Source organism: Streptomyces sp. NPDC051286 (assembly GCF_044455345.1).
Taxonomy (GTDB): Bacteria; Actinomycetota; Actinomycetes; order Streptomycetales; family Streptomycetaceae; genus Streptomyces.
Genome location: NZ_JBITER010000055.1, coordinates 1 through 21037, shown reverse-complemented (window position 1 = coordinate 21037; position 21037 = coordinate 1). Strand labels below are relative to the sequence as shown.

At 71.3% G+C, this 21037-nt stretch carries 19 protein-coding genes and 1 pseudogene; 12 read left to right on the top strand and 8 right to left on the bottom strand.

What is annotated here, in order from left to right; translation table 11 throughout:
- Positions 1-127: 127 nt before the first annotated feature.
- Both metK and ACIBB8_RS32655 read left to right on the top strand, forming a co-directional pair.
- Complete coding sequence (gene metK / locus ACIBB8_RS32660) at positions 128-1351, top strand: methionine adenosyltransferase (protein ID WP_398958327.1); 1224 nt, start codon at positions 128-130, stop codon at positions 1349-1351.
- A 123-nt stretch (positions 1352-1474) separates the two neighbouring features.
- Positions 1475-3619: a primosomal protein N' gene (locus ACIBB8_RS32655; protein WP_398958325.1), complete on the top strand. Its 2145-nt coding sequence runs from the start codon at positions 1475-1477 to the stop codon at positions 3617-3619.
- A gap of 79 nt (positions 3620-3698) precedes the next feature.
- On the opposite strand, the gene ACIBB8_RS32650 is transcribed toward ACIBB8_RS32655, so the two are convergent.
- On the bottom strand, positions 3699-4247 hold the full coding sequence (locus ACIBB8_RS32650; protein WP_398958323.1) for a hypothetical protein: 549 nt from the start codon (positions 4245-4247) through the stop codon (positions 3699-3701).
- Between the two features lie 337 nt (positions 4248-4584).
- On the opposite strand from ACIBB8_RS32650, the gene fmt reads away from it, so the two are divergent.
- The gene (gene fmt / locus ACIBB8_RS32645) at positions 4585-5517 is read left to right on the top strand and encodes a methionyl-tRNA formyltransferase (protein WP_398958321.1); all 933 of its coding nucleotides are present in this window, start codon (positions 4585-4587) and stop codon (positions 5515-5517) included.
- A gap of 277 nt (positions 5518-5794) precedes the next feature.
- On the opposite strand, the gene ACIBB8_RS32640 is transcribed toward fmt, so the two are convergent.
- Entirely contained in the window at positions 5795-6100 is a 306-nt protein-coding gene (locus ACIBB8_RS32640; protein ID WP_398958319.1) for a hypothetical protein, read from the bottom strand.
- 127 nt (positions 6101-6227) lie between these two features.
- On the opposite strand from ACIBB8_RS32640, the gene ACIBB8_RS32635 reads away from it, so the two are divergent.
- The 3 genes from ACIBB8_RS32635 (at position 6228) to ACIBB8_RS32625 (ending at position 9661) form a co-directional block, all read left to right on the top strand.
- A complete protein-coding gene (locus tag ACIBB8_RS32635; protein ID WP_398958317.1) occupies positions 6228-7661 on the top strand; it encodes an RsmB/NOP family class I SAM-dependent RNA methyltransferase in 1434 nt (477 codons plus the stop codon).
- Between the two features lie 123 nt (positions 7662-7784).
- The gene (gene rpe, locus ACIBB8_RS32630; protein ID WP_358861693.1) at positions 7785-8468 is read left to right on the top strand and encodes a ribulose-phosphate 3-epimerase; all 684 of its coding nucleotides are present in this window, start codon (positions 7785-7787) and stop codon (positions 8466-8468) included.
- A gap of 176 nt (positions 8469-8644) precedes the next feature.
- Positions 8645-9661: a sugar-binding domain-containing protein gene (locus tag ACIBB8_RS32625; protein ID WP_358861707.1), complete on the top strand. Its 1017-nt coding sequence runs from the start codon at positions 8645-8647 to the stop codon at positions 9659-9661.
- A gap of 145 nt (positions 9662-9806) precedes the next feature.
- On the opposite strand, the gene ACIBB8_RS32620 is transcribed toward ACIBB8_RS32625, so the two are convergent.
- The gene (locus ACIBB8_RS32620) at positions 9807-10862 is read right to left on the bottom strand and encodes a terpene cyclase (protein WP_398958315.1); all 1056 of its coding nucleotides are present in this window, start codon (positions 10860-10862) and stop codon (positions 9807-9809) included.
- Between the two features lie 306 nt (positions 10863-11168).
- Here ACIBB8_RS32620 and ACIBB8_RS32615 point away from each other — a divergent pair, with 306 nt between their 5' ends.
- Positions 11169-12635, top strand: a complete 1467-nt coding sequence (locus ACIBB8_RS32615; RefSeq protein WP_398958313.1) for a GuaB1 family IMP dehydrogenase-related protein — start codon at positions 11169-11171, stop codon at positions 12633-12635.
- On the opposite strand, the gene ACIBB8_RS32610 is transcribed toward ACIBB8_RS32615, so the two are convergent.
- Positions 12632-13696 (bottom strand): GDSL-type esterase/lipase family protein, encoded by a 1065-nt coding sequence (locus ACIBB8_RS32610; protein WP_398958310.1) that lies wholly within the window; start codon positions 13694-13696, stop codon positions 12632-12634. The genes ACIBB8_RS32615 and ACIBB8_RS32610 overlap by 4 nt on opposite strands.
- A gap of 153 nt (positions 13697-13849) precedes the next feature.
- On the opposite strand from ACIBB8_RS32610, the gene ACIBB8_RS32605 reads away from it, so the two are divergent.
- Positions 13850-14305 carry an Lrp/AsnC family transcriptional regulator gene (locus tag ACIBB8_RS32605; RefSeq protein WP_266987999.1) on the top strand — a complete coding sequence of 152 codons (456 nt, stop codon included), beginning with the start codon at positions 13850-13852 and terminating at the stop codon, positions 14303-14305.
- Positions 14306-14326: 21 nt separating this feature from the next.
- Here the strand turns inward: ACIBB8_RS32605 and ACIBB8_RS32600 are convergent, their stop codons facing one another.
- A complete protein-coding gene (locus tag ACIBB8_RS32600) occupies positions 14327-14890 on the bottom strand; it encodes a Repetin (RefSeq protein WP_398958306.1) in 564 nt (187 codons plus the stop codon).
- Between the two features lie 305 nt (positions 14891-15195).
- On the opposite strand from ACIBB8_RS32600, the gene ACIBB8_RS32595 reads away from it, so the two are divergent.
- Both ACIBB8_RS32595 and ACIBB8_RS32590 read left to right on the top strand, forming a co-directional pair.
- Positions 15196-15993 (top strand): carbon-nitrogen hydrolase family protein, encoded by a 798-nt coding sequence (locus ACIBB8_RS32595; protein ID WP_398958303.1) that lies wholly within the window; start codon positions 15196-15198, stop codon positions 15991-15993.
- Positions 15994-16042: 49 nt separating this feature from the next.
- A complete protein-coding gene (locus ACIBB8_RS32590) occupies positions 16043-17749 on the top strand; it encodes a flavin monoamine oxidase family protein (RefSeq protein WP_398958301.1) in 1707 nt (568 codons plus the stop codon).
- Between the two features lie 71 nt (positions 17750-17820).
- On the opposite strand, the pseudogene ACIBB8_RS32585 reads toward ACIBB8_RS32590, so the two are convergent.
- From ACIBB8_RS32585 to ACIBB8_RS32575, 3 genes and pseudogenes are all read right to left on the bottom strand, one after another.
- Positions 17821-17937: pseudogene (locus ACIBB8_RS32585) on the bottom strand (fumarylacetoacetate hydrolase family protein); the annotation flags it as partial.
- A 139-nt stretch (positions 17938-18076) separates the two neighbouring features.
- Entirely contained in the window at positions 18077-18778 is a 702-nt protein-coding gene (locus ACIBB8_RS32580) for a DUF5995 family protein (RefSeq protein ID WP_358861558.1), read from the bottom strand.
- Positions 18779-18933: 155 nt separating this feature from the next.
- Positions 18934-19842 (bottom strand): UTP--glucose-1-phosphate uridylyltransferase, encoded by a 909-nt coding sequence (locus ACIBB8_RS32575; RefSeq protein ID WP_358861531.1) that lies wholly within the window; start codon positions 19840-19842, stop codon positions 18934-18936.
- Here ACIBB8_RS32575 and ACIBB8_RS32570 point away from each other — a divergent pair.
- Both ACIBB8_RS32570 and ACIBB8_RS32565 read left to right on the top strand, forming a co-directional pair.
- Positions 19841-20059: a hypothetical protein gene (locus ACIBB8_RS32570; protein WP_398958299.1), complete on the top strand. Its 219-nt coding sequence runs from the start codon at positions 19841-19843 to the stop codon at positions 20057-20059. The genes ACIBB8_RS32575 and ACIBB8_RS32570 overlap by 2 nt on opposite strands.
- A gap of 235 nt (positions 20060-20294) precedes the next feature.
- The gene (locus tag ACIBB8_RS32565; RefSeq protein WP_358861533.1) at positions 20295-20834 is read left to right on the top strand and encodes a hypothetical protein; all 540 of its coding nucleotides are present in this window, start codon (positions 20295-20297) and stop codon (positions 20832-20834) included.
- The last annotated feature ends 203 nt before the right edge of the window (positions 20835-21037 follow it).

Here is a 21037-nt window from a genome sequence, read left to right as displayed (position 1 = left end):
CCAAAGGGCGAGATACGTGGTCCGGCAGGTGACGGCGACCGATAAACTGGTCGCGGACCGTGCCGGGCGCAGCTCCCGGCCGTCCGCCAATGATCAGCCAGCAGCCGCTGCAACCCCAGGGAGCGATGTGTCCCGCCGTCTCTTCACCTCGGAATCCGTCACCGAGGGTCACCCCGACAAGATCGCTGACCAGATCAGCGACACCATTCTCGACGCCCTCCTGCGCGAGGACCCGACTTCGCGCGTCGCCGTCGAGACCTTGATCACTACCGGTCTGGTGCACGTCGCGGGTGAGGTCACGACCAAGGCCTACGCCGACATCCCGACTCTGGTGCGCAACAAGATCCTGGAGATCGGCTACGACTCCTCGAAGAAGGGCTTCGACGGCGCCTCCTGCGGCGTCTCGGTGTCCATCGGCGCACAGTCGCCCGACATCGCGCAGGGCGTCGACACCGCCTACGAGAAGCGGGTCGAGGGTGCCTCCCGGAGGGACGAGGAGGACGAGCTCGACAAGCAGGGCGCGGGCGACCAGGGCCTGATGTTCGGCTACGCCTGCGACGAGACGCCCGAGCTCATGCCGCTCCCGGTCTACATCGCGCACCGGCTCTCCCGCCGGCTGTCCGAGGTCCGCAAGAACGGGACCATCCCGTACCTGCGCCCCGACGGCAAGACCCAGGTCACCATCGAGTACGACGGCGACAAGGCGGTCCGCCTCGACACCGTCGTCGTCTCCTCGCAGCACGCCAGCGACATCGACCTGGACTCGCTGCTCGCCCCCGACATCCGCGAGTTCGTCGTCGAGCACGTCCTCGCGCAGTTGATCGAGGACGGCATCAAGCTGGACACGGATGGCTACCGGCTGCTGGTCAACCCGACCGGCCGCTTCGAGATCGGCGGCCCCATGGGCGACGCCGGTCTGACCGGCCGCAAGATCATCATCGACACGTACGGCGGCATGGCCCGCCATGGCGGCGGCGCCTTCTCGGGCAAGGACCCGTCGAAGGTTGACCGCTCGGCGGCGTACGCGATGCGCTGGGTCGCCAAGAACGTCGTCGCGGCGGGCCTCGCGGCCCGTTGCGAGGTGCAGGTCGCGTACGCGATCGGCAAGGCCGAGCCGGTGGGCCTGTTCGTCGAGACGTTCGGCACCGCCGCGGTCGACACCGAGAAGATCGAGCACGCCATCGGCGAGGTCTTCGACCTCCGCCCGGCCGCGATCATCCGCGACCTCGACCTGCTGCGTCCGATCTACGCCCAGACCGCGGCGTACGGCCACTTCGGCCGTGAGCTCCCCGACTTCACCTGGGAGCGCACGGACCGCGTGGAAGCACTGCGCACGGCGGCCGGCCTGTAGGTCTGCCGCACTCGCTCTGTACGCCGGGGCCCGGACGCCGCACGAGGTGTCCGGGCCCCGGCGCGTGCGGCCGGGGCGTTCCGCCCGGGGCCGCTGTCAGTGGCGTCTGGTAGGAATTTGGCTGTGAGCAGGGACAACGAGCAGTCCGCGGAGCCCGACGGCGGGGCGCCGGAGCAGCTTGCGCTCATCCGGGAGACCGTGCGGCAGGCGAAGGTGCCGCGGGCCAAACCGCGGACCTGGCGGGGCGCCGCGCTCGCGAAGGAGCTGCCCGTCGCCCGGGTGCTGGTCAACAAGGGCGTGCTCCACCTCGACCAGTACTTCGACTACGCCGTGCCGGAGGAGCTCGACGCCGAGGCGCAGCCCGGGGTGCGGGTGCGGGTCCGGTTCGGGGCCGGGGGGCGCAATGTCCGCGCCGGGCGCCGTGAGGGCGGCGGCCTCATCGACGGGTTCCTCATCGAGCGGCGTGCCGAATCGGACTACCCGGGGGCGCTCGCCGCGCTGGCCTACGTGGTGTCGCCCGAGCCGGTGCTCGGACCCGAGCTGCTCGCCCTGTCGCGCGCGGTGGCCGACCGGTACGCCGGCAGCCTCGCCGATGTGCTGCAGCTCGCCGTGCCGCCCAGGAACGGAAGGGCCGAGTCCAGGCCCTCACCGGAGCCGCTGCCACCGCCCCCGGCGCCGTCGCCAGGCAGCTGGGAGCGGTACGAGCAGGGGCCCGCGTTCCTGCGGTCACTGGCCGAGGGCGGTGCCCCCCGGGCGGTGTGGACCGCGCTGCCCGGGCCGCACTGGCCCCAGGAGATCGCCAGGGCCGTGGCCGCCACCCTCGCCTCGGGGCGGGGCGCGCTCATCGTCGTACCGGACGGGCGCACGGCGGGGCGCGTGGACTCCGCGCTCACCGAACTGCTCGGGGCGGGCCGCCACGCCCTGCTGACCGCCGATTCCGGACCCGAGAAGCGGTACCGGGAGTGGCTTGCCGTGCGGCGCGGATCGGTGCGTGCGGTGGTCGGGACGCGGGCCGCGATGTTCGCTCCGGTCGCGGACCTGGGCCTGGTCGCAGTCTGGGACGACGGGGACTCGAGCCACAGCGACGACAACGCCCCCTTCCCGCATGTCCGGGAGGTCCTGGAGCTGCGGGCCGCGCACGGCCGGTGCGCGTTCCTGCTCGGCGGCACGAGCTGCACCGTGGAGGCCGCCCAGCTGGTGGAGACCGGCTGGGCGCTGCCGCTGCGCGCGGACCGGGAGCAGCTGCGGATCGCGGCGCCGTTGGTGCGTACCGTCGGCGACGGCGAGCTGGCACGGGATGGGGCGGCCAGGGCCGCGCGGCTGCCCAGTCTCGCCTGGCAGACCGTACGGGACGGGCTGCGCCGCGGACCGGTGCTGGTCCAGGTGCCGCGTCGCGGATACGCCCCGCGGCTGGCCTGCGAGCGCTGCCGTGAACCTGCCCGGTGCCGCCACTGCGCCGGGCCGCTGGAGGCGCCGGACCAGCGGGATCTCAACTGTGCGTGGTGCGGGCGGGCCGAGACCGCCTGGCACTGCGTGGCCTGCGGCTCCCAGCGGCTGCGGGCCCAGATCGTCGGTGCCCGCCGGACGGCCGAGGAGCTCGGCCGGGCCTTCCCCGCCGTGCCGGTGCGGACGTCAGGACGCGACCACATTCTGGACTCCGTGCCGGCCGCGCCCGCTCTGGTCGTGAGCACCCCGGGCGCCGAACCCGTCGCCGAGGGCGGTTATGCGGCCGCGCTGCTGCTGGACGGCTGGGCGATGGTCGGCCGCCCCGATCTGCGGGCCGGCGAGGAGGCGCTGCGCCGCTGGACCGCCGCGGCCTCGCTGGTACAGGGCCAGCCGGAGGGCGGCACGGTGGTGATCGTCGCCGAACCGACCCTGCGGCCGGTCCAGGCGCTGGTGCGCTGGGACCCGATCGGCCATGCCCGCCGCGAGCTGGCGGAACGCGCCGAGCTGGGTTTCCCGCCGGTGTCCCGGATGGCGTCGGTGACCGGCCTGCCGGAGGCGCTCGCGGCGTTCCTCGCCGCGGCCGAACTGCCGCCGGAGGCGGAAGTGCTCGGCCCGGTCCCGATTCCGGGTACCGAACCCGGCAGGCCCAGAAGACCGTGGGACGCGCCGTTGGGGGAGAGTTGGGAGCGGGCGCTGCTCAGGGTTCCGCCGGGCAGCGGCGCCGTGCTGGCCGCCGCGCTGAAGACGGCGCAGGCCGCGCGGACGGCCCGGGGCAGCGGTGATCCGGTCCGGATCAGGATCGACCCCCCGGACATCGGCTGACCCGGCCCGCCGTCCACCGGTGCCCGGTGGACGGCGCACATACGACTGCCCCGCCGCGCACCAGCAGAGGGGGACTCGGTCAGCCGTTGCGCGGGCCGGGGAAGATGCCGGGGCGCAGCTCCTCGCGCAGGGGCGGCCGGTCCGCGGAGGGCTGCGGGGGCATGGAGCGGGCGGCGGGTACGGCGGGCAGCACGGGAGCCGGGCCGGACCCGGGCGTCACGGGCAGCGGACGTGGCACTGCGGTCTCGGCTGCCACCTCGGTGGTTCCCGGCTGCGGGGTGTTCCGGCGGGCGCCGTAGCGCCGGTGGACCGCCTGCTTGGTGACCCCGAGCGCGGAGCCCACCGCATCCCAGGAGAAGCCCAGCGAGCGGTCGAAGTCCACTGCCGCCGTCACCAGGGTCTCGACGCTGTCGCGCAGTTCCTGGGCCAGTCTGACGGTGGGGGCCGGGGCCCTGCCGTAGACGACGAAGCCCGTGGACGGGCCGGAGCGGCGCGGACGGTAGACGTTGCCCAGTTGGGCCGTGAGCGTGCGCAGTGCGTCCACCTGCCGCCGGACCCGCTCGATATCCCGCACCAACAGATGCAGGCTGGCCCGCGCTTGGGCGTCGTGGGTTGCGTGGTCGGCCATGAAGAAGCCTCTCGAACCGGCGTTGAAAGGGGCCGGACCGCACCGTGGCGGCCCGCTTCGGTCAATCTCTCTTGACCAACGCGTGACCCGGTGATGTGGTCACGCTCCAGGGGCGTATGCGTCGAAGCGCAGGGCGCACGGCCGTGCGTACGCCCCGGGCGGGGCGGTGTTCCCGCACGGCGTAGTACGCTCTGGCTCTGCCCCTGGGCAGCGGTCAGGGCTTGGCCGTCACGAGGCTCTGGTGAGCCAAGTGAGAAGCCACCCCGTTTGTGGGGCGGAGGAGTCACAGACTGGTGCGCTGCTCAACTCCTCCCGTACCAGCTTGAGAGGCCATCGGATGAAGCTCGTCTTCGCAGGCACCCCCGAGGTTGCCGTACCCGCCTTGGACGCCTTGATCGCCTCCGGCCGCCACGAGGTGGCCGCTGTCGTCACCCGCCCCGACGCACCTTCGGGGCGGGGGCGCCGCTTGGTCGCCAGCCCCGTCGCCGAGCGCGCCGAGGAGGCCGGGATCGAGGTGCTCAAGCCCGCCCGCCCGCGCGACGAGGACTTCCTCGCGCGGCTGCGGGAGATCGCCCCGGACTGCTGTCCGGTCGTCGCGTACGGGGCGCTGCTGCCCAAGATCGCCCTCGACGTACCCGCCCGCGGCTGGGTCAACCTCCATTTCTCGCTGCTGCCCGCCTGGCGCGGCGCGGCCCCCGTCCAGCACGCGGTGATGGCCGGCGACGAGGTCACCGGCGCCTCGACCTTCCTGATCGAGGAGGGGCTCGACTCGGGCCCGGTGTACGGCGTCCTCACCGAGGAGGTGCGGCCCACGGACACCAGCGGTGATCTGCTGACCCGGCTCGCCTTCGCCGGTGCCGGGCTGCTCGCCGCGACCATGGACGGCATCGAGGACGGCACGCTGCACGCCGTGCCGCAGCCCGTGGACGGCGTCACCCTCGCGCCGAAGATCACCGTCGAGGACGCCCAGGTGCAGTGGTCCGCACCGGCGCTGAGGGTCGACCGGGTGGTGCGTGGCTGCACCCCCGCCCCCGGGGCATGGACGCTCTTCCGCGGGGAACGCCTCAAGCTGATCCAGGCCGCGCCGGTCCTGGACCGCGCCGATCTGGCACCCGGTGAGCTGTCCGCGTCCAAGAACCATGTGTACGTCGGCACCGGATCGCACGCCGTCGAGCTGCTCTGGGTCCAGCCGCAGGGCAAGAAGCCGATGCGGGCCGCGGACTGGGCGCGCGGGGTGCGGATCGTCCCGGGGGAGCTGGTGGGGATCTAGGGCCTGTTCTGAGTTCCCCGCCTGCGCCCCGACGCCCGGCACGCACGCTCGCCGCACGGCGCCGCAGGACAGGTGGCGGAGCCACCTGTCCTGCGACACCGCACGCCGATCGCACGCACCGACCACCGCTGCGCCTGCGCTTCGCGCGGACGACGGGGAACTCAGAACAGGCCCTAGGGGCTTCCGTTCGGATCGGGCCGGATCGCGGAGCGGCCCGCCGAGGACCGAAGTGCCTCGGGGGTATGGCAGAGACCGGGGCCGGTGCTGAGCGGTCGCGTTACTGGGGGACGAGGCCACCGTTCACGGCCCGTTTCCAGAGCGTGTGGTGCCAGTCATTGGCGCCGGGGTCGGGCTCGGCGGTCAGCACCGGGTTCGGACCGGTCTCGATGAGGTGCAACAGCGACCAGGCGACGCCGTAGCAGTCGTCGGGCCCGAAGCAGGCCACCAGTGCCTTCGCCTCCTCCGCCGTAACCGGCCCGGAGATGGCCACCAGCTGCCTGTCCCGCCTGTCGATCTCCTCCTCGCTCGCGTCCCAGTCGGGCAGTGGGCCATCGGCGACGAACGCGCGCACCTCGGGTCTCATCCACCCATGATCGGTTACCGCCGATGCCCTGAGCGAGGCGTCCCGGCAGGTCACTCAGCCACTGTCCCGGTACGGAGGGATTACGCTGGGAGGGTTCGTCCCTCACCATCAGCGGAGCACCTTTCACGTGAACGACCAGCAGCGTCGCCGTCCCGCCAAGCCGCATCGCCGGCCCCAGAAGGACCCCGTCCGGTTCCTCGCCTTCGAGGCGCTCAGGGCCGTCGACGAACGCGACGCGTACGCCAATCTCGTCCTGCCCCCGCTGCTGAAGAAGGCACGCGCCAAGGGCGATTTCGACGCCAGGGACGCGGCGCTGGCGACCGAACTGGTCTATGGGACGCTGCGCCGCCAGGGCACGTACGACGCGATCGTCGCGGCCTGCATCGACCGGCCGCTGCGTGAGGTCGACCCGCCGGTTCTCGATGTGCTCAACATGGGCGTGCACCAGCTGCTCGGCACCCGTATCCCCACCCACGCCGCGGTCTCCGCCAGCGTGGAGCTGGCCCGGGTGGTGCTCGGCGAGGGGCGCGCCAAGTTCGTCAACGCCGTGCTGCGGAAGGTCGCCGCGGACGACCTCGACGGCTGGGTGGCGCGCGTCGCCCCGTCGTACGAGGAGGACGCCGAGGATCACCTGGCGGTCGTGCACTCGCATCCGCGCTGGATCGTCTCCGCGCTCTGGGATGCGCTGGGCGGCGGCCGCGCCGGGATCGAGGACCTTCTCGAGGCCGACAACGAGCGGCCCGAGGTCACCCTCGTCGCCCGCCCCGGCCGCTCCACCACCGAGGAGCTGCTCACGGCCCTCGGCGACGAGAACGGCCTCCCCGGCCGCTGGTCGCCCTATGCCGTGCGGATGGCGGAGGGCGGCGAGCCCGGCGCCCTGGGCGCCGTGCAGGAGGGTCGGGCCGGGGTCCAGGACGAGGGCAGCCAGCTGGTGGCCGCCGCCCTCGCCAACGCGCCGTTGGAGGGCAGCGACAGCCGCTGGCTCGACGGGTGCGCCGGACCGGGTGGCAAGGCCGCCCTGCTCGCCGCCCTCGCCGCCGAACGCGGAGCCGCGCTGCTGGCCGCCGAGAAGCAGCCGCACCGGGCCCGTCTCGTGGAGCGGGCGCTGGCCGGCAACCCCGGCCCCTACCAGGTGATCACCGCCGACGGCACCCGCCCGCCGTGGCAGCCCGGCGTCTTCGACCGGGTCCTGATGGACGTACCGTGCTCCGGCCTCGGCGCGCTGCGCCGCCGCCCGGAGTCCCGCTGGCGCCGCCGCGCCGAGGACCTGGAGAACTTCGCGCCGCTCCAACGCAGTCTGCTGCGGGAGGCGTTGAAGGCCGTGCGGGTCGGCGGCATCGTCGGTTACGCGACCTGCTCGCCGCATCTCGCGGAGACCCGGGTGGTGGTCGAGGACGTACTCAAGGGACGCGGCGGTGAGCCGGTCGAGGCGGAGTGGGTGGACGCGCGTCCGCTGATGCCGGGTGTGCCCGCGCTGGGCGACGGACCCGACGTCCAGCTGTGGCCCCACCTGCACGGCACGGACGCGATGTACCTCGCGCTGCTGCGTCGTACGGCCTGACGGCGACCTTCTGGGTCCTCGGTGCGGGCCGAATCGCCGGGATTGCGCGAACTGTAATGATCCCGTGAGGCTTTGGGGCGCACCGAGGCGGGGAAGTGCCGCGGAACGTGGCAGGCTTGGCACATGGCCCAGATCAACCCGAGCATCCTGTCCGCCGACTTCGCCCGGCTCGCCGAGGAGGCGACGGCCGTCGACGGCGCCGACTGGCTCCACGTCGACGTGATGGACAACCACTTCGTGCCCAACCTGACCCTCGGCGTGCCGATCGTGGAATCGCTCAGCCGGGCCACGGAGACGCCGCTGGACTGCCATCTGATGATCGAGGACCCGGACCGCTGGGCGCCGCAGTACGTCGAGGCGGGTGCCGGTTCCGTCACCTTCCACGTGGAGGCCGCGGCAGCGCCCGTACGGCTGGCGCGGGAGATCCGGGCCAAGGGTGCCCGCGCCTCGATGGCGCTCAAGCCGGCGACGCCCATCGAGCCGTACGAGGACCTGCTCCCCGAGCTCGACATGCTGCTGATCATGACGGTGGAGCCGGGCTTCGGCGGCCAGGCCTTCCTCGACATCATGCTGCCGAAGATCCGCCGCACCCGTGAGCTGATCTCCAAGCACGGTCTGGAGCTGTGGCTGCAGGTCGACGGTGGTGTCTCGGAATCCACCATCGAGCGGTGCGCCGAGGCCGGTGCGGACGTCTTCGTCGCCGGCTCGGCGGTGTACGGGGCCAATGACCCGGCCGAGGCGGTACGCGCCCTGCGTACCAAGGCGGACGGGACGATCGCTTCGGCGGCCTGGGCGTGCAACCACTGAGGCCGACGGGGACGTCGGCAGTGATGGCGGCACCGACTCCGGCCCCCGATTGTCGGTCGGCTCGGCCACGTGCAGATGAACGCGGTCTGACGGGACCGATCAAGGATTGCCGTATCTGACAGGATGAGCGGCGTATCGAGCGTGTGAACAGCAGTGAGGAGATCGCGGTGTCTGCAATGTCGGCGGGCAGGTCCGCCCTGCGGATGGGGCCCGCGGAGCTGGTGCAGGCGGCGGCCATGGCCCGTCGCTTCTACCTTGAGGGGAAGTCGAAGATCCAGATCGCCGAAGAGTTCGGCGTCAGCCGCTTCAAGGTGGCCCGGGTTCTGGAGACGGCCCTTGAGCGTGACCTCGTACGGATCGAGATCCGGGTCCCCGCAGAACTGGACGCGGAGCGCTCCGACGCGCTGCGGGCCCGCTACGGGCTGAGGCACGCGGTCGTCGTCGAATCGCCGGCAGAGGAGGAGGACGACGCCCCGGACCCGGAGAATCTGGGCGAGGTCGCGGCCGACCTTCTGGGCGAACTGGTGAACGAGGGCGATGTGCTGGGCCTGGCCTGGGGCCGGTCCACCATTCACATGGCGGCGGCCCTCGACCGGCTGCCGCCGTGCACGGTCGTCCAGCTGACCGGGGTGTACGACGCGGGAACGGCCGAGCGCGGCTCGGTCGAGGCGGTCCGCAGGGCCGCCCAGGTGTCCGGCGGCGAGGCCCACCCGATCTATGCGCCGATGCTGCTGCCCGACCCGGCCACGGCCGCCGCGCTGCGTCACCAGACCGGCATCGCCCGTGCCTTCGAATACTTCGACAAGGTGACGGTCGCCGCGGTCTCCATCGGCTCGTGGGAGCCGGGCATCTCCACCGTCCACGACATGCTCACGGACGAGGAGCGGGCGCACTACGCGTCGCTGGGCGTCGCCGCCGAGATGTCCGCCCACCTCTTCGACACGCAGGGGCGCCGGGTCGGCCGCGACCTGGGGGAGCGGTGCATCACGGTCGAGGCGGACCGGCTGCGCCGGATCCCCGAGGTGGTGGCGATCGCGGGCGGCCAGCGCAAGGCGGCGGCGATCGGGGCGGTCCTGCGGTCCGGTCTGGTCACCAGCCTGGTGACGGACACGGCCGCTGCCGACTATCTGCTGACGGAGTCGGCGGCGCCGCAGCGGCCCGCGCTGGAGCGCGCCGACCCGGACGGTGCTTAGGGCCTCTCGTTCGGATCAGCTGGGGTCGCGGGGCCCGGCACGCACCTCCGCGGCGTTGTCGCGAGGACGGACGGTCAGGAGGAAAGCCGGGTGCGGCACGCGCACCCGGCTTTCTCCGTACGGTCTGCTCTTTTCTGCGTGGTCCTCAGCCGACGCGACCCTCGGCCCCGCAGTCGGCGGGTTCCGCTCCGATGCCCAGGACCGTCGCCTCCAGGTACTGCTCAGGCTCCTTGTACTGGCTGACGTCGGCCGGGTTGTAGCGGGGTGTCTGCTGTGTCCAGTCCAGATTGCCGCGCATCCAGCTCCGCATCCCGTCCAGGTACGGGAGGAGTATCCCGGACAGCTGGGGATAGGCCAGGAGCAGTTCGGCCTCGGCCGCCAGGAAGCGCTCGGTCTCGGTGGCGATCTCCGCGCAGACGTGTTCGAGCGCCTGCTGTTTTCCGTAACCGCGGTGGTGCCGGACCAGATGGACGAGGTTGTGGATCTCGCCGAGCACCTGTTCCTTCTCGTACGAATACACGTCGTTGGCCCAGCACACGACGTTGCACGAGGCTTCCACGGCGACGATGAACCGGGGGTCGTTGTGGATCGACTCGGGCGCCTCGATGCCGGCCACGATCTCGATCAGGTCCATGCAGACGTGTATCGCGCCGCTGTGCCGCCGGTTGGCGATGTAGGTCTCCTCGGACGGCACGACACCGTTCGCCCGGTTCCCGGCCTCCCAGGTGGTGGCCGTGGTGAGGTAGGTGACCAGGTGCCAGGCGAAGCGCCGGAGCCAGTGCGCCGCCGCGTTGGGCGTCGTACGTTTCCACAGGTCGGCCAGGGCGACCACGGCGGCCGGGAGGTCCTCGCCCGGCAGCGGGCCGGTACCGGTGCCCTCGACCACGCTGCGCATCAGGGTGACCACGTCCCGCACCCGCTCCGGGCTACGGCCGAGATGGCCGTCGTCGAGCTGATCGTCGACGAGGAAAAGCCACACGAACCAGTCGGCGACGAGGTCGAGAATGTGCTCATTCGCGGTCGGGTGCACCATGCCGACGAAGGCGCCGAAATCGGCTTGCTCGAAGCGCTCCCTGGCTGAATCGCGTTGCACCAGACCGGTGTTGCGCGTCCAGTTGGCGAGGTGTTCGCGGGTGTGCGCGACGTGCGGATTCGTCTGCGGCGGGAACGGGCAGTAGATGTCCGGCAGTTCGTTGTCCACGGGCGGGTCTGGATCCTCTCCGGTCGTACGTATGACGGAAGTTGGGGCCGTTCCGCCTGTTCCCCGGGACGTAGTCGTGACCCGCGGCACCTGCGCGTTTGAAGCTACCTGACCCCTTGTCATCAGGTCCAGGGAAGATGATCACGAATGGTTCGCATGTCATTCGGGTAGGGTCCCCGCGCAAGGCAGGTTCCACGTGCCCGGGGCTCCCGCACTCGCTCCTTGGAGGAACGTACGAAAGCGGGGGTCATTTGCTGTGCCTTCGGGGCGGCGACCTGCGCCGTTTCGCGTGAAAATATGAGTGTCATGCGTTTTCTTGAACCCGGCACCGGTCGCTATACACAGTCCCCCGCGGTCCCGTACGACCTCACGTACGACGATGTCTTCATGGTTCCGGGCCGCTCAGCGGTCGGTTCCCGCCAGGGGGTCGACCTCTCCTCGCCGGACGGCACCGGCACCACCATCCCGCTCGTCGTCGCCAACATGACGGCGATCGCGGGCCGCCGGATGGCCGAAACGATCGCCCGCCGAGGCGGTCTGGTCGTCATTCCGCAGGACATCCCGATCGATGTCGTCACCGACGTCATCTCCTGGGTGAAGACGCGCCACCTCGTGCTCGACACGCCGATCGTGCTCGCCCCGGGCCAGACGGTCGCCGACGCCCTGTCCCTGCTCCCGAAGCGTGCCCACGGTGCGGGTGTCGTCGTCGACGAGGAGCAGCGGCCCATCGGCGTCGTCACCGACCACGACCTGACCGGCGTCGACCGCTTCACCCAGCTCTCCGTGGTCATGTCCAAGGACCTCGTGCTGCTCGACGCGGACATCGACCCGCGCGACGCGTTCAACAAGCTCGACGGCGCCCACCGCAAGCTCGCCCCCGCGGTCGACGCGGACGGCCGCCTCGTCGGCATCCTCACCCGCAAGGCGGCACTCCGGGCCACGCTCTACACCCCGGCCACCGACGCCGACGGCAGGCTGCGGATCGCCGCCGCCGTCGGGATCAACGGCGATGTCGCGGGCAAGGCCAAGCAGCTGCTCGACGCAGGTGTCGACACGCTCGTCGTCGACACCGCGCACGGCCACCAGGAGTCCATGATCAGCGCGGTCCGCGCGGTCCGGGCGCTCGACCCGCAGGTGCCGATCGTCGCGGGCAACGTCGTCGCCGCCGAGGGCGTGCGCGACCTCATCGAGGCCGGCGCGGACATCATCAAGGTCGGGGTCGGCCCCGGTGCCATGTGCACCACGCGGATGATGACCGGTGTCGGACGGCCGCAATTCTCCGCGGTGCTGGAGTGCGCCGCCGAGGCGAAGAAGCACGGCAAGCACGTCTGGGCGGACGGCGGCGTCCGCCACCCGCGCGATGTCGCCATGGCACTCGCCGCGGGCGCGTCCAACGTGATGATCGGCTCCTGGTTCGCCGGTACGCACGAGTCGCCCGGCGACCTTCAGCAGGCCGCCGACGGCCGGTACTACAAGGAGTCCTTCGGCATGGCGTCCGCGCGCGCCGTGAAGAACCGTACGTCGGACGAGTCCGCGTACGACCGGGCCCGCAAGGCGCTCTTCGAAGAGGGCATCTCCACCTCGCGGATGTTCCTGGACCCGGCCCGTCCCGGCGTCGAGGACCTTATCGACTCGATCATCGCGGGCGTCCGCTCCTCCTTCACGTACGCCGGTGCGGCGTCTCTGGAGGAGTTCGCCGAGAAGGCGGTCGTCGGTGTGCAGAGCGCTGCCGGTTATGCCGAGGGCAAGCCGCTGCACGCCAGTTGGAGCTAGTGCCCCTCCCGGCAAGCTTTGCCCTGTGAGGCTGTGCACGAGGGCTGCACCCGGGCCGCTGTCGCGGCCCGGGCGTTCTCCGTTGCCAGGGGTACGTACGGGGTGAGGGCATCTGCGACCGCCGCCGCCAGCAGGGCGTGGCCGCTGTCATCCGGGTGGAGGCCGTCCACCAGGTGTTCCGGGCCCAGGACATCCCGTCCCGGCAGCACCGACAGCCGGGCGTCCCCCGCCCGGACGAGGCTCGCGCCGGCCCGCTCCAGCGCCGTCCGCAGCTCGGACAGCGTGGCTCCGAGGGCGTTCGGGGTGTCCTCCGCGTCCGGGCGCAGGAGCGGCGAGACCAGCAGGATCGGCGTCCCCGGGTGGCCCGCGCGCACCAGGGCGACGAAGGCGCACACCGTCTCGTACAGCAGCGGCGCAGAGAACGGTACCGACGACCAGCAGTTCGTACCGAAGGCCAGCGTCAGTACGTCGGCCGGGAGCCCGGCGATCTGCTCGGCGACGCACAACTCCCCGCGCGCCGAACCCGCGTACCCGAGGTTGACCGGGTCGAGGCCCAGCGCGCGGCCCGCCACGGCGGGCCAGGCATGGGCCGGGCGAGTCGACCACCAGCCCTCGGTGATCGAGTCCCCGTGGACCACCCACCGCGGCCGCACCGGGACGGGCAGCAGCGCCCCGCCCACCGCCCGCAGCCCCAGGACCGCCGGGCCCAGCGTCTCCGGCAGATGGACGGTGAACGGGCCTTCCCCCGGAGGGAGTCCGATCACGGTGACGGCCTCCTCGGCGGGCGCGACGAGGACCTCCGCGACACACCGCCCGCCCTGCCACAGTGCGAAGAGTCCGGCTTGGCCGCCCGCCGCGCCCCGGGCCGCAGCGCGGTAGCGGATCTCCACCGCACGCGCTCCCGGTGCCAGGAACTCCAGCCGGACCCCGGTCGGCAGCAGCGCCCGCTCCGCGGTGTCCCACGGCAGCCGCGCCAGATCGGCCGGGTCGGCCCGGACCGGGCGCACGCCGTCCCGCCAGGCGACACCTCGCAGGAAGGGGTCAGGGTCGAGCCAGGTCATCGGAGCTCCATTCGCCGGATACGCACTCCACCCCTACCCCATTGCACCGTGCCGACGTCCGTACGGCCCCGCCCACCACCACGTGTTCTACTTCGGTTGCGGCACCGCGCCGCCGCCCCCGACCGGCCATCGCAGAGAAGTGATCCACCTGAAGTGCGACTGAACGATCTCGACGAACGCATCGTCCACGCCCTTGCCGAGGACGCCCGCCGCTCCTACGCCGACATCGGCGCGATCATCGGCCTGTCCGCGCCCGCGGTGAAACGCCGGGTCGACCGGTTGCGGGCGGAGGGGGCCATCACCGGATTCACCGTGCGGGTGGACCCGGCGGCGCTCGGCTGGGAGACCGAGGGTTTCATCGAGATCTACTGCAGCCGCAACACCTCCCCGGAAGCGATCAAGAGCGGTCTGGCGCGCTACCCCGAGATCGCCTCGGCCTCCACGGTCACCGGAGAGGCCGACGCGATCGTCCAGGTCTTCGCCGCCGACATGCGCCACTTCGAGCAGGTGCTGGAGCGGATCGCGGGCGAGCCCTATGTGGAGCGGACCAAGTCCGTGCTGGTGCTGTCGCCGCTGCTGCGGCGGTACTCCTCGGGGACGCCGGGCTGATCCTGCGGCCGGGCATCGGCTCTACTGCTCGTACTCCGGGTGCCAGGGCAACACCGTGAAGTCGCCGGTGCCCGCCGCGACCTTCTCGAACGGGGCCGAGGATACGCACGGGGGCAGGTGGTCCTCCGCCTCCTGGTTCACCCAGCTGTACCCCAGCCGGTCGTGCCTGCCCAGGTCGTGGACCGACATGCCGACCCGCTTGCCCTTGATGCCGATGTCGGTCGCCGTGATGACGCCGGTGACCACGGCCACCTTGCCGCCGGTCAGCAGGCAGTCCACCGAGCCCTCGGCCCAGCCGGACGTGCCGTTCGGGAAGACGTGGCGGAAGCGGAAGGTGCCGTGCGCCCGCTCCGGGTGCATGTTGTCCTTCGCGGCGAGGTGGGCGTCGAAGGTGAAGGTGATGTCGTCCCCGGCCGGGCGGTACAGCTTCGCCGTACCGGTCAGGGCGGCTGCTTCCCGTTGCTCCCTTGCGGATCCGGGGGCGGAGTCGCCGAGCGCCGCTGCCGAGCCGGCGGCACTCGCGGTGATCAGCAGCGCGGCCGCGATCGCGGCGAGCCGGGTGCGGGTGTGCGCGATGCGGGTCATGACAGGCCTTTCGTAGGGCGGAGCGGGAGTCGCTCGGACGACTCCCACTCTTCCGGCCCGGCCGCCGCCGCACATCGCGCCGGGGTCCTGTCCGCTCTCCGCCGCGCGGCGGGGACCCACTCCGACGCGAGACCGATATCACCCCTCTGACCTGCCCAGACGCTCCACGCAACGAATCACCGTCGGACCGGCGTATTGCGCAATGGATCGACGGTCGGCGCGCAACGCTCGCGCCTTGTCCAGCCGGATTACCGGCCCGTACCGTCTATACGTCCCCGCCCCGCCCGCACTGCCCGAGGTCAGCCATGCCGCCGTTGCGCACCGCCCTGCTCCAGAGCTCCGGACGTCCGGGCTCGGTGGCCGAGAACATCAAAGCCCTCGACGAGGCGGCAGAGCGCGCTGCAGCCGCCGGTGCGCGGCTGCTCGTATGTCCCGAGCTGTTCCTGACCGGGTATGCCATCGGCGACGACGTACCCCTGCTGGCCGAGCCCGCCGACGGCGCCTCCGCGCAGACCGTCGCCTCCATCGCCGTACGGCACGGGCTTGCGGTCCTCTACGGGTATCCGGAGCGCGCGGACGAGCTGATCTTCAACTCCGCGCAACTGATCGGCCCCGACGGCACCCGGCTCGCCAACTACCGCAAGACCCACCTCTTCGGCTGCTTCGAGCAGCAGTGGTTCACCCCCGGCGAGCAGACCGTCGTCCAGGCAGAACTGGACGGCGTACGCATCGGCATCATGATCTGTTACGACGTCGAGTTCCCGGAGAACGTACGGGCGCACGCCCTCGCCGCCACCGACCTGCTGCTGGTGCCGACCGCGCAGATGCACCCCTTCCAGTTCGTCCCCGAGTCCCTCGTGCCGGTCCGCGCCTTCGAGAACCAGATGTATGTCGCGTACGTCAACAGGACCGGTCCGGAGGGCGAGTTCGAGTTCGTCGGGCTGAGCTGTCTGGCTGGCCCCGACGGCACGGTCCGCACCCGCGCCGGACGTGGCGAGGAGCTCGTGGTCGGCGAGGTCGACCCGGAGTTCCTGACGGCGTCCCGCGCCGCCAACCCGTATCTGCGCGACCGCCGCCCCGGTCTGTACGGCTCCCTCGTCTGAGCCCGCCGCGCCCTTTTCTTCCACTGCCCTCGTAAGGAGTCCCCACCCCATGACGTCCACGGTGCCCAACGCCGTCCAGCACACCGACGCGCAGCCGCCGATCACCATGTTCGGTCCGGACTTCCCCTACGCGTACGACGACTTCCTGGCGCACCCCGCGGGGCTCGGGCAGATACCGGCGACCGAGCACGGCGCCGAGGTGGCGGTCATCGGCGGCGGGCTCTCCGGCATCGTGGCGGCGTACGAACTGATGAAGATGGGCCTCAAGCCCGTCGTCTACGAGGCGGACCGGATAGGCGGCCGGCTGCGTACCGTCGGCTTCGACGGGTGCGACCCCTCACTGACCGCCGAGATGGGCGCGATGCGCTTCCCGCCGTCGTCCACGGCGCTGCAGCACTACATCGATCTGGTGGACCTGGAGACCAGCCCGTTCCCCAACCCGCTTGCGGCGGCCACCCCGTCGACCGTCGTCGACCTCAAGGGCGAGTCGCACTACGCGGAGACGATCGACGACCTGCCGCAGGTCTACCGTGACGTGATGGACGCCTGGAACGCGTGTCTGGAGGAGGGCGCCGACTTCTCCGACATGAACCGGGCGATGCGCGAGCGCGACGTCCCGCGGATCCGGGAGATCTGGGCGAAGCTCGTCGAGAAGCTCGACAACCAGACCTTCTACGGCTTCCTCTGCGCCTCCGACGCCTTCAAGTCGTTCCGGCACCGCGAGATCTTCGGCCAGGTCGGGTTCGGTACCGGCGGCTGGGACACCGACTTCCCCAACTCCATCCTGGAGATCCTGCGGGTCGTCTACACCGAGGCCGACGACCACCACCGCGGCATCGTCGGCGGCAGCCAGCAGCTCCCGCTGCGGCTCTGGGACCGCGAGCCGCAGAAGATCGTGCACTGGCCGCTCGGCACCTCGCTGTCCTCGCTGCACGACGGGGAGCCCCGTCCCGCTGTGACCCGGCTGCACCGCACCGCCGGGAACCGGATCACCGTCACCGACGCGACCGGCGACATCCGCACCTTCCGGGCGGCGATCTTCACAGGGCAGTCCTGGCTGCTGCTCTCCAAGATCGCCTGTGACGACGAGCTGTTCCCCATCGACCACTGGACGGCGATGGAGCGGACCCACTACATGGAGTCGTCGAAGCTGTTCGTGCCCGTCGACCGGCCGTTCTGGCTGGACAAGGCCGTCGACGGCAACGGGGTTCCCACCGGGCGCGACACCATGTCGATGACGCTCACCGACCGGATGACCCGGGGCACGTACCTTCTCGACGACGGGCCCGACAAGCCGGCCGTCATCTGCCTCTCGTACACCTGGTGCGACGACAGCCTGAAATGGCTGCCGCTCTCCCCGAACGAGCGCATGGAAGTGATGCTGAAGTCGCTCGGCGAGATCTACCCGAACGTCGACATCAGGAAGCACATCATCGGCAATCCGGTGACGGTCTCCTGGGAGAACGAGCCCTATTTCATGGGCGCGTTCAAGGCCAACCTGCCGGGCCACTACCGCTACCAGCGGCGGCTGTTCACCCACTTCATGCAGGACCGGCTGCCCGCTGACAAGCGGGGAATCTTCCTCGCGGGCGACGACATCTCCTGGACGGCCGGGTGGGCCGAGGGCGCCGTGCAGACCGCGCTCAACGCCGTATGGGGTGTGATGAACCACTTCGGCGGCGCCACGGACGCGACGAACCCCGGCCCCGGCGATGTCTTCGACGACATCGCCCCGGTCGAACTCCCGGAGGACTGAGCGGCGTTACGCGGGCCGGCAGACGCTGTGCTGCCGGCCCGGGCCGGAGATCTCGACCTCCATCATGTCGTCGACCGCTCCAGTTGGAAGGCGCGCTCCGAGACGTCGTTGCTGACGGCGTAACCGGCGATGCACGAGGCGGCGTCGGCCGGCGAGTCGAGGCAGGCGGCGCGGCGGCCGATGACGACGTACGCGGGGGCAGGCAAGGCGCACCTGGGCATGGCCGGTCCGTTGCCGGCCGACCCGGAAGCGGTACGGGCGACGGTCACCGCGCCCGGAGCCGTCCACTCGTACGGCGACAGTTTCTGAGGACCCGGTGGGGCGCGGTCAGCGGCAAGGAGTGAGCAGACAGCGCCCCACCAGACCGGCCCCCGCGTCCATCCGCTGCCGGAACTCCTCGGCGAGGAGCGGGAGATCACGCAGCCGCCACAGCACCCGGGCCGCCGACCACGCCGCCTCACGGGCCCGCTCCAGGCTCCACGATCCCAGCAGATGGGTGAGGGGATCCGCGACCTCCAGCAGATCGGGCCCCGGCATCAGATCCTCGCGGATCTGCTCCTCCAGCATCACGAGGAGATCGCCCACCTGGTCGAATTCGTCCTCCAGCTCCGGCGGAGCGCAGTGCAGAGCATGGCAGGTGTCCACAACCGCGAGTGCCAAGTCATGGCCGATGTGTGCGTTGATACCCGCCAGTGCGAACTGCAGCGGCCGTACGCCGGGGTGGCGCCGGTACTGGAACAGCGGACGCCAGCAGTCGGGCGGCCGCTGCCCGGCCGTCGCCGCGTCGACCGCCGTCAGATAGTGCTCCGCGAACCGCACGTCCAGGGTGGCGGCGGCCCGCCGGTCCGGGAACGCGCCACCGGTGATCCGCCGGTCGACGGTCTCGGTGACCGTCAGGTAGATCCGGTTGAAGACGGCCACCCCGTCCACCGGCGGCCAGGAGGACTGAAAGTCACGCATCCGCCCGATCACCGCGGTGACATCGGGCGGCGCGGCGCCGGGACCGGCCCGGTGAGTGAACTGCTCCATCTGCTTGAACTGCGCCATGGGGGCAGCGTTCCAGCCGCGGGCACGTCCTGGCGCCGACCGGCCGCGGGTTCATCGGAACGGGCGAACGACGGCAGGGCCATCGGTGACCCGGGGGCCGGCTCCGGGCCGCTCCGGACAGGTGCGGCGGTTCGCGGTCAGGCGGAGGGTACGGGGTCGCCGAGTCCCTGTGCGAGCCTGCGCAGATGGGGGCCGTACTCCGGGTCGGCGAGCGCAGCGGCGAACTGGGCGGTGAGATAAGCCAGCGGATTGCCGGTGTCGTACCACTGGCCCTCGATGACCTGCCCGTACACGGCACGGCTGCCTGCGTAGACGTTGATGGCGTCGGTCAGGTAGACCTCACCGGTGCGGTGCTGGTACCAGCGTTCCGTCTGCCGGCGCAGCTCGTCGATGATGCCGGGAGTCACCACGTATCCACCGATCGCCGCGTACGCCGACGGGGCGTCCTGCGGCTTCGGCTTCTCGACGAGGCCGGTGATGCGCAGGAGCCCGTCGTTCAGGTCCTCCTTGACGACGGGCACGCCGTAACGGTGCGAGTCGGCGGGGCTCATCGGCATGAGGGCGAGCACGGGGCAACTCGTCGCCTCGTACGCCCTGATCAGCTGCTGCGCACGCGGAGTCCCGGCGACGAAGACGTCATCGGGCCACAGGACCAGCATCGGCTCGTCGCCGAAGTTCCGCGCCGCGTTGAGGACAGGGGTTCCGTTGCCGTACGGGCCGTGCTGGTCGAGGTAGGTGATGTGCCCGAGCCTGGACAGTTCACCTACTTCCTCCACGGCATCCGCGTATGCGGTCTTGCCGTCTGCGCGGAGCTGGGCGACGAGAGCCGGGTTGGGGCGGAAATGGTCCTGGATCAGCCCTTTGCCGCCCGAGATGACGATGGTGATGTCCGTGATGCCCGAGGCCACGAGTTCTCGCACAGTGTGCTCGATCACCGGCTTGTCACCGACCGGAAGCATCTCCTTCGGCGTCGCTTTGGTGAGTGGGAGGAGACGCGAACCGAGGCCCGCGGCGGGGATGACTGCCCTCCGGATCGTGGCGGACATGAGTTTCTTTCGGCAGCCCGGTGCGGCACCCCACTCGGTGCCACGGCCGACGACGCTATCAGCTGGTCCGAGCGAACTGTCCGTCCTCGACGTGCCGTGTGCCTGCGTTTCCCTGACGGCCGACTGGATGACGGGCGGGGCGCGGAGCATGACGGGCGCCGGCCTGTACACGAAGACCGAGAACTGGGACAAGACCCTGGGTGATCACAAGATCTGAGGCAGCGCCGAAGTCAGATCACAGGACGACAAGTTCACGATGACGATCACGGTCCACGCCATGGACCGCTACGACTTCAACAAGGGAATGAAGGACAAGGCATCGGGTGCGGCGGACGCCGATAACGGCCGCTTCGCTACGCTCGGCTGAGCGAAACGGTTCATGGTGAGTGGATCGCTCACCCGAGTCGTCACATGGAACAGAGGAGACGTGGGAAGCAGTACGGTGGTGACCAATGGCCCGCGGTGACGTCCGGCGGACGCGCAGGGGAGTCATGCTGGTCGCGGCACTGGCACTGATCACCGGCTGTGGCAGCGGTGTGGCCGACACGGCGAGTGTCCGGAGCCCCGCGGGCTCCTCGGCCCGCTCGCCGGATACGGCGGAGGCGGAGCAGACGATCGAGCGGGACAAGGGTCCGGTTCTCGAGCGGTTCCCGGAGTTCGGGGACATCATTGCCGTCGAATGGGTCACGAAGGAGTTCGGGAGGCCGTCGGAGATGGCGGGCCCCACGGACTTCCGTGTCTCGGGCGTGGCGCAACTGGCGAAGGCCGATGCCGAACGGCTCCAGCAGGACCACGACTGGGTACTGGCCGATGAGGCCCCGGCCACGCTGGAGGGGATCTCCTCCAAGGTGCCCAAGGGGGTGGCCTGGGAGGTGAGCGAGGAATTCACCACCGAGGTGACGGGGGGAGCGTTCGAAGGGACGTTCTTCCTTGATCCCGAGGCCGGGGTCATGGTGTTCGACGCCGTGAACCCGTCGGTCGCCCATCCCTGAGCACTGTCGTAGTAACGCTGGACCGGCCGGGGGGGGGGGGGCGGCCCCGCCGGCCCCCCCCCCCCCGCCGGGGGGGGGGGGGGGGGGGGGTGGGGTGGGGGGGGGGGGGGGGGGGGGGGGGGGGGGGGGGGGGCTGGGGGGGGGGGGGGGGGGGGGGGGGGGGGGGGGTCTAACGGCCTGATCCACTCTCTATCGTGCACCAG

Coding starts and splice junctions, on each gene's coding strand:
- ACIBB8_RS32590 (WP_398958301.1), top strand. CDS start 16,043: ATGACGTCCACGGTGCCCAACGCCGTCCAGCACACCGACGCGCAGCCG.
- ACIBB8_RS32650 (WP_398958323.1), bottom strand. CDS start 4,247: ATGGCCGACCACGCAACCCACGACGCCCAAGCGCGGGCCAGCCTGCAT.
- ACIBB8_RS32565 (WP_358861533.1), top strand. CDS start 20,295: ATGGCCCGCGGTGACGTCCGGCGGACGCGCAGGGGAGTCATGCTGGTC.
- ACIBB8_RS32610 (WP_398958310.1), bottom strand. CDS start 13,696: ATGACCTGGCTCGACCCTGACCCCTTCCTGCGAGGTGTCGCCTGGCGG.
- ACIBB8_RS32580 (WP_358861558.1), bottom strand. CDS start 18,778: ATGGAGCAGTTCACTCACCGGGCCGGTCCCGGCGCCGCGCCGCCCGAT.
- ACIBB8_RS32575 (WP_358861531.1), bottom strand. CDS start 19,842: ATGTCCGCCACGATCCGGAGGGCAGTCATCCCCGCCGCGGGCCTCGGT.
- ACIBB8_RS32595 (WP_398958303.1), top strand. CDS start 15,196: ATGCCGCCGTTGCGCACCGCCCTGCTCCAGAGCTCCGGACGTCCGGGC.
- ACIBB8_RS32615 (WP_398958313.1), top strand. CDS start 11,169: ATGCGTTTTCTTGAACCCGGCACCGGTCGCTATACACAGTCCCCCGCG.
- fmt (WP_398958321.1), top strand. CDS start 4,585: ATGAAGCTCGTCTTCGCAGGCACCCCCGAGGTTGCCGTACCCGCCTTG.
- ACIBB8_RS32570 (WP_398958299.1), top strand. CDS start 19,841: ATGAGTTTCTTTCGGCAGCCCGGTGCGGCACCCCACTCGGTGCCACGG.
- ACIBB8_RS32625 (WP_358861707.1), top strand. CDS start 8,645: ATGTCGGCGGGCAGGTCCGCCCTGCGGATGGGGCCCGCGGAGCTGGTG.
- rpe (WP_358861693.1), top strand. CDS start 7,785: ATGGCCCAGATCAACCCGAGCATCCTGTCCGCCGACTTCGCCCGGCTC.
- ACIBB8_RS32600 (WP_398958306.1), bottom strand. CDS start 14,890: ATGACCCGCATCGCGCACACCCGCACCCGGCTCGCCGCGATCGCGGCC.
- ACIBB8_RS32640 (WP_398958319.1), bottom strand. CDS start 6,100: ATGAGACCCGAGGTGCGCGCGTTCGTCGCCGATGGCCCACTGCCCGAC.